This window comes from Streptomyces sp. NPDC060232, from assembly GCF_042726555.1.
GTDB lineage: Bacteria > Actinomycetota > Actinomycetes > Streptomycetales > Streptomycetaceae > Streptomyces.
This window is the reverse complement of record NZ_JBHXAG010000020.1, coordinates 41,508-59,020: the sequence shown is the minus strand read 5'-3', so window position 1 is coordinate 59,020 and position 17,513 is coordinate 41,508. Positions and strand designations below refer to the sequence as shown.

General features: G+C 70.9%; 14 protein-coding genes and 1 pseudogene. 6 read left to right on the top strand and 9 right to left on the bottom strand.

Translation table 11 applies throughout. The features are described 5' to 3' along the window. Window position 1 precedes the first annotated feature (1 nt). The 5 genes and pseudogenes from kdpC to ACFWFZ_RS25920 all read left to right on the top strand — a co-directional run bounded on the left by kdpC (window position 2) and on the right by ACFWFZ_RS25920 (window position 5,623). Window positions 2-637 (top strand): K(+)-transporting ATPase subunit C, encoded by a 636-nt coding sequence (kdpC, locus tag ACFWFZ_RS25940; RefSeq protein ID WP_387125369.1) that lies wholly within the window; start codon window positions 2-4, stop codon window positions 635-637. A gap of 73 nt (window positions 638-710) precedes the next feature. Continuing rightward, window positions 711-827, top strand: a pseudogene (locus ACFWFZ_RS25935) (winged helix-turn-helix domain-containing protein); the annotation flags it as partial. Window positions 828-832: 5 nt separating this feature from the next. After that, a complete protein-coding gene (locus tag ACFWFZ_RS25930; RefSeq protein WP_387125368.1) occupies window positions 833-3,373 on the top strand; it encodes an ATP-binding protein in 2,541 nt (846 codons plus the stop codon). Window positions 3,374-3,537: 164 nt separating this feature from the next. Further along, the gene (locus ACFWFZ_RS25925) at window positions 3,538-4,908 is read left to right on the top strand and encodes a TrkH family potassium uptake protein (RefSeq protein WP_387125367.1); all 1,371 of its coding nucleotides are present in this window, start codon (window positions 3,538-3,540) and stop codon (window positions 4,906-4,908) included. Further along, window positions 4,901-5,623: a potassium channel family protein gene (locus ACFWFZ_RS25920; protein ID WP_387125366.1), complete on the top strand. Its 723-nt coding sequence runs from the start codon at window positions 4,901-4,903 to the stop codon at window positions 5,621-5,623. Before ACFWFZ_RS25925 ends, ACFWFZ_RS25920 begins: the two co-directional genes overlap by 8 nt. A gap of 113 nt (window positions 5,624-5,736) precedes the next feature. On the opposite strand, the gene ACFWFZ_RS25915 is transcribed toward ACFWFZ_RS25920, so the two are convergent. The 9 genes from ACFWFZ_RS25915 to ACFWFZ_RS25875 form a co-directional block, all read right to left on the bottom strand. Continuing rightward, the gene (locus tag ACFWFZ_RS25915) at window positions 5,737-7,365 is read right to left on the bottom strand and encodes a hypothetical protein (protein WP_387125365.1); all 1,629 of its coding nucleotides are present in this window, start codon (window positions 7,363-7,365) and stop codon (window positions 5,737-5,739) included. After that, complete coding sequence (locus ACFWFZ_RS25910; protein WP_387125364.1) at window positions 7,362-8,252, bottom strand: ATP-binding cassette domain-containing protein; 891 nt, start codon at window positions 8,250-8,252, stop codon at window positions 7,362-7,364. Before ACFWFZ_RS25910 ends, ACFWFZ_RS25915 begins: the two co-directional genes overlap by 4 nt. A 202-nt stretch (window positions 8,253-8,454) precedes the next feature. Beyond that, on the bottom strand, window positions 8,455-9,342 hold the full coding sequence (locus tag ACFWFZ_RS25905; protein ID WP_387125363.1) for a universal stress protein: 888 nt from the start codon (window positions 9,340-9,342) through the stop codon (window positions 8,455-8,457). 94 nt (window positions 9,343-9,436) lie between these two features. Further along, window positions 9,437-10,288 (bottom strand): DMT family transporter, encoded by an 852-nt coding sequence (locus ACFWFZ_RS25900; protein ID WP_387125362.1) that lies wholly within the window; start codon window positions 10,286-10,288, stop codon window positions 9,437-9,439. A gap of 150 nt (window positions 10,289-10,438) precedes the next feature. After that, window positions 10,439-11,317 (bottom strand): universal stress protein, encoded by an 879-nt coding sequence (locus ACFWFZ_RS25895; RefSeq protein ID WP_387125361.1) that lies wholly within the window; start codon window positions 11,315-11,317, stop codon window positions 10,439-10,441. Window positions 11,318-11,452: 135 nt separating this feature from the next. Further along, window positions 11,453-12,628, bottom strand: a complete 1,176-nt coding sequence (locus ACFWFZ_RS25890) for an amidinotransferase (protein WP_387125360.1) — start codon at window positions 12,626-12,628, stop codon at window positions 11,453-11,455. A 356-nt stretch (window positions 12,629-12,984) separates the two neighbouring features. Next, the gene (locus ACFWFZ_RS25885; protein ID WP_387125359.1) at window positions 12,985-13,404 is read right to left on the bottom strand and encodes a hypothetical protein; all 420 of its coding nucleotides are present in this window, start codon (window positions 13,402-13,404) and stop codon (window positions 12,985-12,987) included. Window positions 13,405-13,699: 295 nt separating this feature from the next. Then, window positions 13,700-14,797 carry an SPFH domain-containing protein gene (locus ACFWFZ_RS25880; RefSeq protein WP_387125358.1) on the bottom strand — a complete coding sequence of 366 codons (1,098 nt, stop codon included), beginning with the start codon at window positions 14,795-14,797 and terminating at the stop codon, window positions 13,700-13,702. Between the two features lie 3 nt (window positions 14,798-14,800). After that, window positions 14,801-15,232, bottom strand: coding sequence for an NfeD family protein (locus ACFWFZ_RS25875; RefSeq protein ID WP_387125357.1), 432 nt, complete (start codon window positions 15,230-15,232; stop codon window positions 14,801-14,803). A 267-nt stretch (window positions 15,233-15,499) separates the two neighbouring features. Here ACFWFZ_RS25875 and ACFWFZ_RS25870 point away from each other — a divergent pair, with 267 nt between their 5' ends. Then, entirely contained in the window at window positions 15,500-17,470 is a 1,971-nt protein-coding gene (locus tag ACFWFZ_RS25870) for a copper resistance CopC/CopD family protein (RefSeq protein ID WP_387125356.1), read from the top strand. Window positions 17,471-17,513: the final 43 nt, after the last annotated feature.

Below are 17,513 nucleotides of genomic sequence, written 5' to 3'. Positions count from 1 at the left end.
CATGAACACCTCCCTCTCCAACACCGGCCGCCTGCTCGGCGCCGCCCTGCGGATGCTGCTGGTCCTGACCGTCGTCACCGGCATCCTCTACCCGCTCGCCGTCACGGGCGCCGCCCAGGCCCTCTTCCACGACAGTGCCAACGGATCGATCGTCACAGCCGGGGGCAAGGAGGTCGGCTCCGAGCTGATCGGGCAGAGCTGGAACCTGCCCAAGCAGAACCCGGACAACGAGGACGAGGCGGCACTACCGGACCCGAAGTGGTTCCAGCCGCGCCCCTCCAACAGCGGCTACAACCCCCTCGCCACCGGTTCCAGCCAGCTCGGGGCCTCTGACCCCACCCTGGCCAAGACCGTCGCCGACACCAAGGAGGCGGTCGCCGAGTTCAACCGTGTGCCCGAGGCGGACGTCCCCAAGGACGCCGTCACCGGCTCCGCGTCCGCCATCGATCCGCACATCTCGCCCCAGTACGCGCGGATCCAGATCGCCCGCGTCGCCGAAGCGAACGGCCTGACCGAGCAGCGGGTCGCACAGCTGGTCGAGGACCACACCGAGGGCCGTAACGCCGGCTTCCTCGGCGCGCCGCACGTCAACGTGCTGATGCTCAACCTGGCGCTCAAGGACCTGACCCGGCGCTGACGAACCAGCCGGCGCTGACGAACCAGCCGGCGCCGGCTGCCGGTCGACCTCTGGGGGCCGACGTAACGTGGACAAGGCCAACGACCTGCGCGTCTGCAGGGCGCAGCTGCGCCGCACACTGGAAGCGGACCCTTCGCACCCCCGACATCTGATCACCGAGCCCGGCATGGGCTACCGCTTCGAAGGCTGAGCACCATGAGACGTGGCACATTCCGCATCTACCTCGGCGCGGCCCCCGGCGTCGGCAAGACCTACGCCATGCTCTCCGAAGGGCACCGGCGCATCGAGCGCGGCACCGATGTCGTCGTCGGCTTCGTCGAGCACCACAACCGGCCGCGCACCGAGGTCATGCTGCACGGCCTGCAGGAGATCCCGCGAAGGGAGCTGGAGTACCGCGGCAGCCGGTTCACGGAGATGGACGTGGACACGATCCTGGCCAGACGGCCCGCCGTCGCGCTCATCGACGAACTCGCCCACACCAACGTGCCCGGCTCCCGCAACGCCAAGCGCTGGCAGGACGTCGAGGAGCTGCTCCAGGCCGGTATCGACGTCATCACCACCGTCAACATCCAGCACCTGGAATCGCTCGGCGACGTGGTCGAGACCATCACCGGGATCCGCCAGCAGGAGACCGTTCCCGACGAGGTGGTACGCCGGGCCGACCAGATCGAGCTGGTCGACATGTCGCCGCAGGCCCTGCGGCGCCGCATGGCCCACGGCAACATCTACAAGCCGGACAAGGTCGACGCGGCCCTCTCGAACTACTTCCGCCCCGGCAACCTCACGGCCCTGCGCGAGCTCGCCCTGCTGTGGACCGCCGACCGGGTGGACGAATACCTCCAGGAGTACCGCGGCGAGCACAACATCCGCACCACCTGGCAGGCCCGTGAACGCATCGTCGTCGGTCTGACCGGCGGCCCTGAGGGCCGCACCCTCATCCGCCGCGCCGCCCGCCTCGCGGAGAAGGGGGCCGGTGGGGAGGTCCTCGCGGTCTACATCGCCCGCAGCGACGGTCTCACCTCGGCCTCACCCAAGGAACTCGCCGTCCAGCGCACCCTGGTCGAGGACCTCGGCGGAACCTTCCACCACGTCATAGGCGACGACATCCCCCAAGCCCTGCTGGAGTTCGCCCGCGGTGTCAACGCCACCCAGATCGTGCTCGGCGTCAGCCGCCGCCGGTCCTGGCAGTACGTCCTGGGGCCGGGGGTCAGCGCCACCGTCGCCCGGGAGTCCGGACCCGACCTCGACGTGCACATCGTCACCCATGACGCCGCCGCCAAGGGCCGCGGCCTGCCGATGGCCCGCGGCGCCCGCCTGGGGCGTTCCCGCATCATCTGGGGCTGGACGGTCGGCATCGCCGGGCCCGCCCTGCTGACCGTACTGCTGCGCACCGTCGTACCCGAGCTCGGGCTCGCCAACGACATGCTGCTCTTCCTCAGCCTGACGGTCGCCGCCGCACTGCTGGGCGGGTTGCGGCCCGCGCTCGCCTCCGCCGCCTTCGGATCCCTGCTCCTCAACTACTTCTTCACCCCGCCGCTGCACCTGTGGACCATCGCCGATCCCAACAACATCGTGGCCATAGCGGTGTTCGTCGCGGTCGCCGTCTCCGTCGCCTCGGTCGTCGACCTCGCGGCCCGACGCACCCACCAGGCCGCCCGGCTGCGCTCCGAGGCCGAGATCCTCTCCTTCCTCGCCGGCAGCGTGCTGCGCGGCGAGGACTCGCTGGACGCCCTGCTGGAACGACTGCGCGAGACCTTCGCCATGGAGTCCGTCGCCCTGCTGGAACGCGCGAGTGAGGTCGACTCCTGGACCACCGCGGCGAGTACCGGCCCCCACCCGGCCGAGCGCCCCGAAGACGCCGACGTGGACATGCACATCGGCGAGAACCTCGCCCTCGCCCTCACCGGACGGGTACTGCCCGCCGAAGACCGCCGCGTCCTGGGCGCCTTCGCAGCCCAGGCCGCCGTCGTCCTCGACCGCCAACGCCTGGTCGGCCAGGCGGAAGAGGCGCGCCGCCTCGCCGAGGGCAACCAGATCCGCACCGCCCTCCTCGCCGCCATCAGCCACGACCTGCGCACCCCGCTCGCCGGCATCAAGGCCTCCGTCACCTCCCTGCGCGCCACCGACGTCGAGTGGTCCGAAGAGGACCGCGCCGAACTCCTCGAAGGCATCGAGGAGGGCACGGACCGGCTCGACGCCCTCGTCGGCAACCTCCTCGACATGTCCCGGCTCAAGACCGGCACCGTGACCCCGATCATCCGCGAGACCGACCTGGACGAGGTGGTGCCCAGGGCGCTGCACGGCGTACCCGACGGCAGCGTCGAACTCGACATCCCCGAGACCCTTCCCATGGTCGCCGTGGACCGCGGTCTCCTGGAGCGGGCCGTCGCCAACATCGTGGAGAACGCGGTCAAGTACAGCCCGGCAGGACACTGCGTCCTGGTCTCCGCCAGCGCCATCGCCGACCGGGTCGAACTGCGCGTCGTCGACCGCGGACCGGGCATCCCCGACGAGGCCAAGGACCGGGTGTTCGAACCGTTCCAGCGGTATGGCGACGCGCCCGCCGGTGCCGGCGTGGGCCTCGGACTCGCGGTCGCCCGCGGCTTCACCGAGGCCGTCGGCGGCACGCTCGCCGCGGAGGACACCCCCGGTGGGGGCCTCACCATGGTGCTCACCCTCCCCACCGCCGAAGGAGCGACGGGGCTTCACGATGCTCCCCGGGGGGCCCTGACCTGAGGCCGGACGAACTCGTCGGCTGCTGCCGACGGGCGAGGAGGTGCGGACACCCTCCGCACCCGTGAGCCTGCCCGTCCGCCTGCGGGTAGTCTGAGCCGCTGCGGTCCTTGAGGCATCCCTGATGACAGGGCCCGTTGCCGGGACCGTGTCGGAGGGTGGACGAAGTGGCTGTACGCGTGGCCGGGGTGTGGCGGCTGTTCACCGCGCATCCCGCCCGTACCGTGGTGTCGGCGTTCGCCCTGGTGATCGTCATCGGTACGGCGCTGCTGATGCTGCCGGCGGCATCCACCGACGGCTCGGTCACCGACCCGCTCACCGCCCTGTTCACCTCCACCTCCGCGGTGTGCGTGACCGGACTGGTCGTCGTGGACACCGCCACCCACTGGAGCGGCTTCGGCGAGGGCGTCATCCTGGCCCTCATCCAGGTGGGCGGGTTCGGCATCATGACGATGGCCTCCCTGCTCGCCCTGCTCGTCTCCGGCCGGCTGCGCCTGCGGATGCAGCTCACCGCCGCCGCCGAGACGAAGAGCCTGGGGATCGGTGACGTACGGCGCGTCCTGCTCGGCGTGGCCGGCTGCACCATCGCCGTGGAGCTCGCCGTGGGGGCCCTCCTCGCCCTGCGGCTGCGGTTCGGCTACGACCGCTCCTATGCCGAGGCCGTGTACTCCGGCTTCTTCCACGCGGTCTCGGCCTTCAACAACGCAGGATTCGGCCTCCACGCCGACAGCATCGTCCCCTACGCGCAGGACCCCTGGATCACGATGCCGATCGCCGCGGCGGTGATCCTGGGCGGTCTGGGCTTCCCGGTGCTGCTCGAACTCCTGCGCCACCGCAACCTCAGGCGCACCACCGGGCGGCGCAACTGGTCCCTGCACACCCGGCTGACCCTTGTCACCAGCGCGGCACTGCTGCTGGTGGGCACGGTCATGACATGCCTGCTGGAATGGACCAATGCCGGCACCCTCGGCGCCTTCGACTGGGACGAGAAGATCCTGGGCGGGTTCTTCTACTCGGCGATGAGCCGCACGGCCGGGTTCAACGCCGTCGACATGGGCGCCCTCAACGCCTCGACCCTCCTGTTCACCTGCACGCTGATGTTCATCGGCGGTGGCAGCGCCGGTACCGCCGGCGGCATCAAGGTGACCACCTTCTCCGTCCTGGCCGCCGCCATGCTCGCGGAAGTCCGCGGCGAACCCAACTCCACGGTGATGGGCCGCCGACTGGCCCCCCACGCCCTGCGTCAGGCCCTCACTGTCGCCCTCCTGGGTATCGGGCTGGTCATCGCCGCCACCCTGGTCCTGCTCACCATCACCAAGGCACCGGCCGAGGCTGTGCTGTTCGAGGCGGTGTCCGCGTTCGCCACGGTCGGCCTGTCCACCGGGATCACCGCGGACATCCCGGCCGTCGGCCAGCTCATCCTGATCCTGCTGATGTTCATCGGCCGGCTCGGACCCGTCACCCTCGTCTCCTCCCTCGCCCTGCGCGAGCGGACCCGCCGCTACCAGCTACCCGAGGAGCGACCCGTCATTGGGTAACTACCTGCACTCCCTGCGCCACCGCCGCCGTAAGCGCCTCCGCGACCTCGGCGCCCAGCTGCACGCCGACCAGCGCGTCGCGGTCATCGGACTGGGCCGGTTCGGCAGCTCCCTCGCCTACGAACTGACCCGGCGCGGCTGGGACGTCCTGGGCATCGACACCGACGCCTCCCTGGTGCAGAAGCACAGCGACGCCCTCACCCACACCGCCGTCGCCGACTGCACCGACCCGGAAGTCCTCCACCAGCTCGGCGTCCACGACTTCCCGAGCGTCGTGGTCGGCATCGGCACCGACATAGAGGCCAGCATCCTCGTTGCCTCCAACCTTCTCGAAGAGCAGGTCCCGAACATCTGGGCCAAGGCCATCAGCCGCCAGCACGGCCAGGTCCTCGAACGCCTCGGCGTCCACCACGTCGTCCTCCCCGAGCACGAGATGGGCGAACGCGTCGCCCACCTGGTCACCGGCCGCATGCTCGACTTCATCGAGTTCGACGACGACTACGCACTGGTCAAGACCATCACCCCGACCACGATCACCGGCATCCCGCTCGGTGAGAGCGCGGTCCGCACCAAGTACGGCATCACCGTCGTGGGCATCAAGCGGCCCGGCCAGGACTTCACCCACGCCACCGCCGAAACCGTCGTGGAGAAGGCCGACGTCATCATCGTCACAGGCAAGACACGTGACGTGGAAGCCTTCGCCGAACTCAGCTGAGCCGCCGATCCGCTGTCGGGGCGACGCCCGCCGCCCCACACTCCGGCGAGACCGCCGAGCCGAGGGCGGCGCCCCGCGGGTGCGCCGTATGCGGGTGCTGCAGGGCGTGGCCTTCAGGTACGGAGGTCGCGCAGCTGGTAGCCGATGAGGCCGACGGCTGCGGCGAGCGCGGCGATGGCTGTCATCAGCAAGGCCGCGGGCCAGTTGACGGGAGCGTCGGGTACGGCGGCCAGGTGCGTGAACGGGGACAGCTGGCCGACCCAGGCCGGCAGTCCTGACCTTTCGGCGAGCACTTTCAGCAGAAAGCCGCCCACGGCTGGGAAAGATCCGATGACGGAGACCGCGCGCGGCGCCCAGCCGAGTGCGAGTACACCGGCGCCCATACACAGGAGTGCGACCGGCAGAACGTTCCAGGCCCCGGACAGCGCTGGGAGAAAGCCGAGGTCGGCACCGACGGCCCTGGTCCCGGTCCAGGTGGCGACGCCGGCGACGGCGGTGAGCACGACGACACCGCCCAAAGCGGCAACGACCTCGCCGGTGAGCACGGCCGCCCGGGTGAGCGGCTGGGCGTACAAGAGGGTCAGGCGCCGACTGGCCTCGTCTGCGGAGAGCGCGGCGAGCCGGACCGCGACGAACACTCCTGCCGGCACCGCCAGCAGCGCGAACAGCATCGCGGTGTATCCCGGGACGGTGCCGAGCCCGGTGAAGCCCGCCTGCGCGGCGAGTTCGGCGAACCTCGGATTGTCGGTGAGGAAGTCCGTCATCGACATCGCCAGCACCCCGATGAGCAGGTAATATGCCCCGACACCCGCAGACCAGGCGGCCAGGGGCCGCGCCAGCCGCCGTACCGCGAACGCCTGGACCGAGCCGAGCAGCCTCGTACGTGCGGCGCGCCCTGAAGAAGAGCGCAGGTATCCGCCGCGGATGTCACGCCCCCCTGCAGCAACCACTGCTCCGGTGGCGAGTACCAGGCAGGCGGCCAGCAGGACCACCAGAGGCCAGATCCGGTTCCCGTCGTACGGGCGGGCCAGCGCCATCAGTCCGAACGGCGACAGCCAGCGCAACCAACCCAGAGCCGCGACACCGTCCCCGACCATCCGCAGCAGCATGCCCGTGCCGAGCAGCGCCACCGCCGCGCCACTGGCCGCCGCCCGGCTCGCGAACACCTGAGCTGCCATCATGCCCGCAGCAGCGAAGAACACCCCGCACAATCCCAGAGCGGCACCGTGCACCGCGGCGCCGCTCACCGCCGCACCGGCAGCGACCAGACCTGTGAAAGCGGCTGTGCCCGCGGCGAGCGACGCCGCCACCAGGACCGCGACATGACGTGCCACTACGGCCGTGACCGGTACCCGCCCGGCCAGCAGTACATCCCATCGGCCGGCGTCCTCCTCACCCCGGGTGATCCGTGTCGCAGCGAGCAGCGCCCACACCGACAGCACCACCGCCAACGCCGTCCCCGTGCGCCACACGGCGAACCCGCCGGCCTCGTCCAACGCGACCGGTTCGCCGAAGAGCGTGCGGATCGCCGGGTTTCCGGCCAGCGCCTTCAGGGCCGCGGCGTCCGCCGGGTCCTTGACGGTGCTCGCGTAGGCAGCCACCGCCACTGCCGACATCCCCGCCACCAGGCCGATCACGAAGAGCGCGCCGCGCCGAATCTGCCGCAGGGCCAGGGAAAGGACCGCCCGCCCCGCCGAGGCATCGGGGGCTGTACGCTCGGGCGCCGAGCTGACAGCCGTCACCGCTCCTCCCCGCCGTAGTAGCCCAGGAAGATCTCTTCCAGCGACGGTTCCCGCATCGTGAGGCTGACCACGTCCGCCGCCGCCAGGACGCGCAGGGCATCCCCCGGCGGGCCGGTGAGGGTGAAGCGCACCGAGGCCGCGCCGATCAGCTCGACGGTCTCCACACCGGGTACGCGGGCCAGATCCGGGGGCGCGCCCGTGAAACACACCGTCACCTCCGTGCGGTGCAGCCGTCGCAGCTCCGCCACGGCGGCGACGTCGACGAGCCGCCCCGCCCGCAGGATCGCCACCTTGTCGCAGACTGCCTCGACCTCGGCAAGCATGTGGGAGCTGAGGAACACCGTCTGGCCGTTGTCCCGGGCTTCGCGGACCGCGCGACGGAACTCGTGTTCCATCAGTGGATCCAGGCCGCTGGTCGGTTCGTCCAGCACGAGCAGGGGTGCCCGGGTGGCGAACGCGGCCACCAGCGCCACCTTCTGCCGGTTGCCCGTCGAATACGCCCGGCCCGGCTTGGACAGGTCGAGGTCGAACCGCCCTACCAGCTCATCCCGGTAGGACCGGTCGGTACCGGGTCCCGTGCGCGCCAGCAGCTCAAGCATCTCTGCGCCGGTCAGCTGTGGCCACAACGCCACATCGGCCGGCACGTACGCCAGGCGCCGGTGCGTGACGGCGACGTCAGCCGCGTCCGTGCCGAAGATCCACGCCCGGCCGGCGGTGGGGCGGGCCAGCCCCAGCAGCAGTCGGATGGTGGTGGATTTGCCGGCACCGTTGGGGCCGAGGAAGCCGAACACCTCGCCGACCGGGACGCCCAGATCCAGTCCGTCGAGCGCGAGGACGGGACCATACCGCTTGGTCAGGGATTGGGTACGAAAGGCGTGCGAGACCATGCTGGCCTCCTGAGTCGGTACGGCAGGCACACGGCCCCTAACCGCCGACCAGACTTCCCGGCACACCGGTTGTGAACATACTCGCGCCTGGTTACGGTGCACAAGCAGCAGGCACGAAACCGCCGGCCGGTCACGGGCGGCGCCCGGTGCCGTCGAGCGGCTTGCGCAGCAGGTGCGGGCACGGACCACGCACCGCGCCATGTCATGAACGCTCAGCGGCTCCCCGTACGACAGCGACAGGGCACTGCGCATGATGCAGGACCGCCTGGCTGACCGACCCCAACACCAACCCGGCGAACCCGCCGCGGCCCCGGGCACCGACCACCAGCAGCTGCGCCGAGCCACTGGCCCTGATCAGCGCCTCCCGTGTCTGGCTGCGCAGCGCCCGAGGCTCCACCCGCACCCCCGGGTACCGCTGTCGGCGGCCAGCCAGGGCCTCGGACACCAGCCGCTCTTCCGCCTCGGCAAGTTCACCCGGCGGGTCCGTATACGTATCCGCGTCCTCGTGTATCTCGGAAGGGGGCGCATTCCACAGGGTCCAGGCATGAATCGCGCTCAGTCGCGCTCCACGCAGCGCGGCCTCCATGAAGGCGAACTCGATCGCCGGCTCGCCGGCGGCGGAGCCGTCCACCCCTACCACCACCGGCCCGTCCTCGTCGCCTCCCGCACGCACGACCAGCACCGGGCACCGACCGTGCGCGGCCAGATGCACCGCCGTCGAACCCACCAGCAGACCGACGAACCCGCCGATGCCCCGCGACCCGACGACCACGAGATCCGCAACCCGCGACTGCGCCTCCAGCACCGTCAACGGCTCACCGGTCACCACCGCGTGCGAGACATCCACCCCCGGGGCCGTACTCCTGGCGCGTCCCACCGCCTCGGCCAGCAAGCGCTCGACCATGTTGCGCAGCCCGCCGTCCGGCGGGCCCAGCGGCGACGGCCCCAGCGGCACATGCATCGCGGGCCACAGGAACGCGTGCACGACACGCAGCTCCGCACCACGCCACCGCGCCTCACGCGCCGCGGCCTCCACCGCCGCGAGACTGGATGCGGACCCGTCCACTCCCACGACCACCAGAGCGCTCATCCCGACTCCTCGACAACGACGACTCGCGCACCTTCACCTCTCCCAGCGTCACCCCGATGCCTGGCCGCTGCCAGGCCGCACCGCGGCAGGGGCGTCATATCCTGGCCAGCGGCGACCGCCCCAGCAACACGATGCCTGTCACGGCCGCCGCCGCACCCAGCATCTGCACGGTCAGTGCCCAGCCGGTGAGTGCGAGCTGCTCGCCGAAGACGGCGATGCCGATGGCGACGGCGCCGATCGGCTCCAGGGTGTCGATGATCGGCAGACTGACAGCCAGAGAGCCGGCCTGGAAGGCGCTCTGGGACAGAACCAGGCTTGCCACCCCGACGGTCATCAGCGCGTACGGTTCCCAGTGGAGTAGTACTTCGAGGCCGTCGGCCCGCAACCGGCCGGCCGTGCTCTTGGCCAAGCCGTCGAGAAGCGCCAGCATCAGTGCCGCGCAGACCGCGTACGCAACGGTCCGTATCCATCCAGGACGCCTGGCTCCCACGGGCGCCAGCAAAGCCACGGTACCGAGGACCACCGCGAACGCCGGGCCCCAGTCGTAGACCGCAGGGAGCGCAACGCCGGCAGAGAGCGGCAGCACCGCCAGGAACACCGCCACGCCTCCCGCCGTGCAGACCATCCCGGTCTTCTCCCAACGGGTCAGTTGCTCCCCGCGCCGCAGAGCCAGGAACGGCAGCGCGAACAGGAGATCGGTTGCCGCGAGCGGAAGGACCAGGACCAGGGGACCGAACGCGAGCGCGAATCCGAGGAAGGCGAAGGAGGAGATGGAGAGTCCCAACCCCGCCAGCCATCTGGGGCGACGGACCAGGTCGAGTAGGAGCCGCAGCCGCATCGACTCCTTCATCGGCGCCTGCCGCGCCGCTTCGTGCTGCAGCACCGACCCGATACCGAAACATAGGGCGGCCATCAGGGCACTGGACACCGCGACCACGATGTTCACGGGTCAAGGCGCCTTGTCACCACGGGACGGACCACGTCTGAGGCAGGAGAGAAGGGTATGGACAGGCCCGTCAGGCCCGCGAGCGCGCCGACTGTCGCCTGGCTCCGCACGGCGGACTCCGACGAGGCCATGGTTCGGGCGGCGAAGGTGTCATTCATGCGCGACGACGGCGACGGGCGCCGGGCAGTGGTGAATCAGGGCATGGGTGACGGATCCGATGTGGGCGCCCAGAGATCCTGTGCGTACATGTCGGCCGACCACCACGAGGTCCGCGTTGTCCGCGGCATGCAGGAGTAGTCGAGCCGGGCCGCCGATGGGCGATTGCTCGGCGACCTCTACGGAAGGGAACTCGTGCCGCCACGGCTTCAGGGCTTCCGTGAGGCGCCGCGCGATACCGGGGCCCATGTCCCGCTCGGCTGCGACGAGCGCCGAGGCGTCGCGGACCACGGGCATGATCGACCACCCGTACAGGACGAGGACACGGTCGCCACGCAATGCGGCCTCCTGGAAGGCGAAGTGGAGGAGCGGAGCGAAGAACTGGTCGAGGTCCACGCCGACGACCACGTCGCGCGCTGGGCCGGCCGGGACGGCGCCGGCCGCTGCGTCCGGCCGCTCCGGTGCCCGTACCAGCACGACCGGGCGTTCCGTGACGCTGATCGTCGCCATGCCGACCGATCCGAGGAGGAACCCCCTCACCCCGCCCAGACCGCGAGAGCCGAGCACGAGGAGAACGGCCTCGGAGGACTCGTCGGCCAGGACCTCGGAGGGCTGCCCGGATCGATGCCGAATCTCGATCTCCAGAGAAGGGTGCGCGCGCCGCACCGATTCCTCGGCCTCGGCCAGCAGATCCTCCGCCCAGTGGGTCCGTGCTCCAAGGCTGCCGGGCTGCGCGGCCGACGGGCCCGGCGACTGATCCACGTAGACGATACGCAGGTTCACACGGCGCAGTACCGCCTCTTCCGCGGCCCATGCGGCCGCCGCGACGGCCTCCGGCGATCCGTCCACACCGACAGTCACAGGACGGGACATGCTGACGCTCCCTTCTGGCGGCGGGGCCGGGGTCTCCTTCCCGGGCTGCGGGCTTCATGACACGTGACGTGACCTTCTCATCACCCCCAGATGTCGGGCCTGTCCATGAGGTCTGCGGTGCGGCGTGCATGCCCGTCAGTGTTCGTTCCCCGGACTTGGCGAGCGGGGTGCGGTCGTGCGGGCCGGCCGGGGGAAGTACGAACCGAGCGCACCGCGGCGACGGATGTCGAGGGTGGCGCAGTGGAACGACCCGCCGAACGGCGCGTAGTGCAGAAGGTCGCAGGGGATGGGTTCAAAGCCCCACGTCTCCAGGGCGCGCAGCATGCGGGTGTGGTGGCGTTCCGCGATCACACGGTCACCGTCGATGACGAGGACGTTCATGTTCAGCCACTTGCCGCACATGGAGGTGACCTTGAGTAGCCGTTCAGGGAGCGGATCGGGCTCGGGGGCGATGAGCACGTCCCATCCGTCGAGAATTGCGGGCAGGCGGTCGACGTCGACGTACTCGGGATTCACCAGGACCTTGCCCGGGGCCAGGGGGAGGAACGTCGTGTCGATGTGCATCGGCGCGCGGCAGCGGCTCTCGATCTCGTGGATGCGGTAGTCGGGCGCCAGGTGGCGGCGCAGCCACTCGATGCCCATGCGGTTGGTCACGTTGCTCCTCTGGGTGAACAGGTCACGGCCCGCCCGCACGAAATCCGCCGCGTCGAAGACCGGCTCGAATTCCGTGGTCAGGTAGCGCACCTGCTCCCCGGTCCTGGGGACCCGGTAGCTCTCGTCGAACAGGGCGTCGGTGAGCTGCGGCTTCGGCGCCGACGTCCAGCGCGCGCCACGACGGAAGTAGTCCTTGACGAGTGAGCGGTATGAGAACGTCTCGTAGTACCGGCACGGCCAGGCCATCGGGGTCTCGATGATCTCGTCACCGATCACCAGGAGACTGTCGCGCGGACAGCTGTTGGCGAACCCGCGTGACGGCCAGTCGGGGGTCGCGTAGCGCCGGCGGTGGTCGACGGGGTCCGGACGTCTGACCGTCACACCCAGGGACTGCAGCAGGGCGATGAACCGGTTGAGCTCACGCTGGGCCGGCTCAACGATGGCGCGGGGATAGCGGACGCCGGCGGCCAGACCTTGCAGCCGCCCGGCCCATGCCGGGACGTTGCAGGTCACGATCGGATGCCTGGACGGGAACGTCGCACCTTCCAGACGCCCGACGACGACCTCCTCCAGCGGGTCCCATTCGTTGTGCGAGCTGACCGGCGACACGGTGGGGTGGACGCTGCCGTCGGCGGTGACGATCCGTGGCGATGACATCGGGCCTGACTCCCCTCGTCCCAGCCGCTACCTGTCCGACCGGCGATCTGGCGCACCCGGCGGGGCAGGACCCCGTACAACCACGATGAGCGATCGTGGCGGGCTTCGCGCGCCAGGCGTTCTGAGAACGCGCTGGTAGGTCCCGCGCATCGCCGCAGTGAGCTGGCTGAGGGCCGCGCGGAGGCGGCGGACGGCGTGCGCGCCGCCGGCACCTCGGTGTCGTCGCGGCGACCATGCGACGGGACCTCCGAGGAGCCGACCTCACCGGTGCCGACCTGACGCGGGCGTAGCGGGCGGCGGGGCGGCGGCTCCGGCGCCGGCCCAGCGTCGACGATCGTCATCGCGAAGGCAGTCGGTCACGCCAGGTCGGTACGTCCCCACCACGCGGGTTTCACCGGTATGCCGTCCTCGTCGCTGTCCACGGCCGAGGTTGCGTGAGTCGGTGTCGCGGGCTGCGGCGGCGCCGGGGCCGTCCCGCCGCCCGCTTCCGCCGGTGCGGGGCGGTCGGTGTCGTCCATGAGTTCGGCGACGGCGAAGCGCGTAGCGTGGGACTGCCATGCGCCGTCGATCACCAGCAGGAACCCGTCACCGCTACGGAAGAGACGGCGGCGCTGGGGGCTCCTGGGGTGTTCCGGACTGTACGCCCGCGCCCGCCTCTCCAACTCCGCCAGAGCCGCCTCACGCGGACCTTCCACATGCGCCACCACGTAGGCCTCGGTGTGCTTGCGCTCTCCGAAGCCCACCGTGGTCTCCAGGATGAGTCCCCACGTCGTCATGGTTGTTCCTGCCCCCTCTGTCCTTTACCTGTCGGCGGTCGCGGCCCGCGGGACGCATCCCAGCGCTTCCCCGGGGCCGGCACACCGCACGGTACGTGCTTTCGCGCGCAGGGGCGGAGGCGCCGTGGCGGCCGCCAGCGCCCCTGTTCACCGCACCGCACCCCACCCAGCAATGCCCGAATGCCCGGGCCGCGCCAAGGAACCCTTCGGGGAGCACCACAGGGTTTGGTGGGTGCCTGGACGTACTTCGCCCAGAGCCGTTACGGGCGTGCGGGCCGGCCAGGACAGGCTGTGATCAGCGCGACCCGGGCGAGTCCCAGGATCCGGGCTCCGGTGCCGCCTCGCTGCTGCGTTCTGCGGACTCGCGTCGCGCCGCGAGAGCGCTGGAGGCCTCGCTGTCGGCTTCCGCCGCGTCGGCGAGGGCCTCGGCGGCGGCTTCCGCCGCTTTCGCCGCGTCGTTCGCGGCTTGCACGGCCAGGTCGTCGGAGGACGCCTCGCGCGTGGCCGCGGACTGGGGGAGGGCCTCGCTGAAGGCGCGCGTGACGTTCTGGAGGGCGGAGGTGACCTCGCCGGGTATCACCCAGAACGTGTTGCCCGGTCCCTGCGCCAGCTGGGGCAGCATCTGGAGGTACTGGTAGGCGAGCAGCTTGGGATCGGGGTCGTTGCGGTGGACGGCCTGGAAGACCTCGTCGATGGCCCGTGACTGGCCCTCGGCCCGGAGGATCTCCGCGGTCCGGTTGCCTTCGGCGCGCAGGACGGCGGACTGCTTGTCCCCCTCCGCGGTGAGGATCTGGGACTGGCGCTGTCCCTCGGCCCCGAGGATCGCGGCCCGCTTGTCGCGCTCTGCCCGCATCTGCTTCTCCATCGCGTCCTTGATGGACTGCGGCGGGTCGATCGCTTTGATCTCCACCCGGTTGACCCTGAGCCCCCACTTGCCGGTGGCCTCGTCGAGCACACCGCGGAGCTGGTTGTTGATGGTGTCGCGCGAGGTCAGGGTCTTCTCCAGATCCATGGATCCGACGACGTTGCGCAGGGTGGTGACGGTCAGCTGTTCCACCGCCTGAAGGAAGTTGGCGATCTCGTAGGCCGCCGCGCGCGGGTCGGTGACCTGGAAGTACAGGACGGTGTCGATCTCGACGACCAGGTTGTCCTCCGTGATGACCGGCTGCGGTTTGAAGGAGACGACCTGCTCGCGCAGGTCGATCACCGGATAGACGCGGTCGATGTACGGGATGACGACGTTGAGACCCGGCTTGAGGGTGCGGTGGTAGCGGCCCAGCCGTTCGACATTGCGCGCGCGGGCCTGCGGAACGATGCGTACCGCCCGAACGACCGTGAACACCGCCAGCGCCGCGACGAGCAGGCCGAGGATGAGGAACGCGGACACTTCCATGGATCACTCCCGGGGATAGACCAGCGCTGTGGTGCCCTTGATCTCGATGACATCGACGGTCGCGCCGGGAGGGATCACCTGCGTCTCGTCATAGGCGCGAGCCGTCCACTCCTCACCGCCGATGCGGACCCTGCCCCCCAGCTTCGACACCTCCGACGTCACGTAGGCGGCCGCGCCGACCAGCGCGTCGACGCCGAACCGCTCCTCGGCCCGCGGGGACAGACGGCGCAGGGCGACAGGGCGTACGAAGACCAGGCCCACCGTGGCCGCGACCGCGAACACCAGGAACTGCAGCGGCAGGGGCAGACCGGCGGCGGCGAACACGGCGGTGACCAGCGCCGCGCCGCCCAGCAGCCCGAGCGCCGCGGTGAGGGTGGCGATCTCCGCCGCCCCCAGGGCCAGAGCGGTGATCAACCAGATCAGCCACGGATCCATCTCTTAGCCCTCCCGGCGAATGCGGCAGCGCGCAAAAATCTCCCTTTTGAATCCCTTTACCCGTTTTGTGTGCGAGGAAGCGTTTGCGCCGTTCCCGGTTCCGGCGCTCTTTAGCGGAAAGTGCTCAACAAACGCCCGGGGCGAGTCGGCGCCGCTATCGTCCACATCTCCGTGCGCGCACCTCCCGGACGCGGACGCCGCCGCTGCCCCGCGGCGGCCGAGCGCCGGCCGGCGGTGCCGCTGAAGCAACCCGGAGGCTGCCTGCTCATGCGCCCAGTACCGCGTCCCGCCCGGACTTCGCTGACCGTACTGGCGCTGCTCGCCGCCGTATGCGCCCTGCTCGTCGGAGGGGCGGGCTCGGCCTTCGCGCACGCGAGCTTCAGCGGCTCGGACCCCGCCGACAGCAGCATCCTGAAGGAGGCGCCGCGGCACGTCACGCTCACCTTCACGGAGTCGGTGACGTTCTCCGAGGACTCGGTGAGGGTGCTGTCGCCGGAGAACCAGCGGGTCAATCCCGCCCCGGCGCAGCACGTGGACGGCAAGGGCAACACCGCACGGGTGCAGTTGTCGGACCAGCTGTCCCAGGGCACGTACACGGTGGCATGGCGGGTGGTCTCCGCCGATGGCCACCCCATCTCCGGCGCGTTCGTCTTCTCCGTCGGCAAGCCGTCCGAGACCGCCGCCGTGGTGCCGGACGGTTCCCTGGACGACTCGGCGGTCGGCCGTCTGTACGCGTTCTTCCGCTACCTCGCCTACGGCGGGCTCGCGCTCCTCGTCGGCGCTGCCGCGTTCGTCGCCGTGTGCCTGCCCGGCGCCGGTGCGGTTCGTCCGGTACGCAGGCTGCTGGCGGCAGGATGGGCGGTGCTGCTGGTGTCCACCGCGGCGCTCCTGTTGCTGCGCGGCCCCTACGAGACGGCCGGCCGCCTGACCTCGGTCTTCGACCTGTCCCAGCTCGGCCGAACCGCCGTCGGACGGCCCGGGGCGGCGCTGGTCGTCCGGCTCGTGCTGCTCGCCGCGGCCGCGGTCCTGCCGCGGTGGTGTGCCGTGCGGCCTCGCGGACACGACGGCCACGACGGCGCCGCCGAGCCGCAGGACCTCGCCAGGCGTGTCCGCTGGGCCGGGGTGGCGCTCGCCCTGGGGCTGGCGTTCACCTGGGCCGCCGCCGAGCACGCCTCCGCCGGCATCCAGGTGCCGCTCGCCGTTCCCGTCGCGGTACTGCACCTGCTGGCCATGGGGGTCTGGCTGGGTGGCCTGATCACCCTGGTGGTCGTCCTGCGAAGCCACGGGTCCGAAGGAGGCACGGTCCCGGCGCGCGCGGTCAGCCGCTTCTCCACGATGGCCTTCGCCGCCGTTGCCGTACTGGTCGGCACCGGGGTGTACCAGTCCTGGCGGCAGGTCGGCTCCTGGGAAGCGCTCACCGCCACGTCGTACGGAAAGACCCTGCTCGTGAAGGTCGCCGTCGTGATCGTCGTGCTGTGGGTGGCGTCGTTCTCGCGCCGCTGGACCGCCCGCCTCATGCACGAGGCCGCTCCGGCCGCCGGGACGCGGACGGTGCGAGAGCCCCAGCGGGTGACGGCGGCGGTCGGTGCACCGGCCGTCCCCGCAGCCGCGCACGTGGGCGGCGCGACCGATGTGCCCGGCGGGGGAGAGGTACGCGGCGCGGCCGGAGCGCCGACGCCCGAGGCCGACGGACCACAACGCGTGCATCAGCGCGTCGATCAGCGCGTCGGGCAGCGCAGACTGCGCCGGGCGGTCGCCGTCGAGGCGGCGCTCGGCGTGGTGGTCCTGGCGATGTCCACCGTGCTCACCGGCACCCAGCCCAGCCGTGCCGCGGGCGAGAGCGCGGCGGCTGCGGCAGCGGCGGCGCAGGAACCGCAGGCCAAGGTGGCGACAGTGCCCTTCGACATGGGAACGGCCGGCCACCGGGGCACCGTGCAGATCACCCTGGCACCGGGACGCGTCGGGGAGAACACCGTCGAGGCTGTGGTGTACACCGCGGACGGTGGCATCGCCACCGTTCCCGAACTCCGCCTGACGCTCACCCAGGAAGCTCTGGGAATCGGCCCGATCGACGCCGGACTCAAGAACCAGAAGGGGTTCTGGGCCGTCTACGACCTGCAACTGCCCATGCCCGGCGAGTGGACCCTGAACATCACGGTGCGTACGACCGAGATCGACCAGGTGACGGTCCGCGGGAGCGTCGACATCGCACCGCTGCCGAGGCGACCGGCGGCGTAACCCACCGGACGGCCGGTGCCGCCGATGCGAGAAGGACCGGGGC

Coding starts and splice junctions, on each gene's coding strand:
- ACFWFZ_RS25875 (WP_387125357.1), bottom strand. CDS start 15,232: ATGGATCCGTGGCTGATCTGGTTGATCACCGCTCTGGCCCTGGGGGCG.
- ACFWFZ_RS25930 (WP_387125368.1), top strand. CDS start 833: ATGAGACGTGGCACATTCCGCATCTACCTCGGCGCGGCCCCCGGCGTC.
- ACFWFZ_RS25880 (WP_387125358.1), bottom strand. CDS start 14,797: ATGGAAGTGTCCGCGTTCCTCATCCTCGGCCTGCTCGTCGCGGCGCTG.
- ACFWFZ_RS25870 (WP_387125356.1), top strand. CDS start 15,500: ATGCGCCCAGTACCGCGTCCCGCCCGGACTTCGCTGACCGTACTGGCG.
- ACFWFZ_RS25910 (WP_387125364.1), bottom strand. CDS start 8,252: ATGGTCTCGCACGCCTTTCGTACCCAATCCCTGACCAAGCGGTATGGT.
- ACFWFZ_RS25905 (WP_387125363.1), bottom strand. CDS start 9,342: ATGAGCGCTCTGGTGGTCGTGGGAGTGGACGGGTCCGCATCCAGTCTC.
- kdpC (WP_387125369.1), top strand. CDS start 2: ATGAACACCTCCCTCTCCAACACCGGCCGCCTGCTCGGCGCCGCCCTG.
- ACFWFZ_RS25890 (WP_387125360.1), bottom strand. CDS start 12,628: ATGTCATCGCCACGGATCGTCACCGCCGACGGCAGCGTCCACCCCACC.
- ACFWFZ_RS25885 (WP_387125359.1), bottom strand. CDS start 13,404: ATGACGACGTGGGGACTCATCCTGGAGACCACGGTGGGCTTCGGAGAG.
- ACFWFZ_RS25895 (WP_387125361.1), bottom strand. CDS start 11,317: ATGTCCCGTCCTGTGACTGTCGGTGTGGACGGATCGCCGGAGGCCGTC.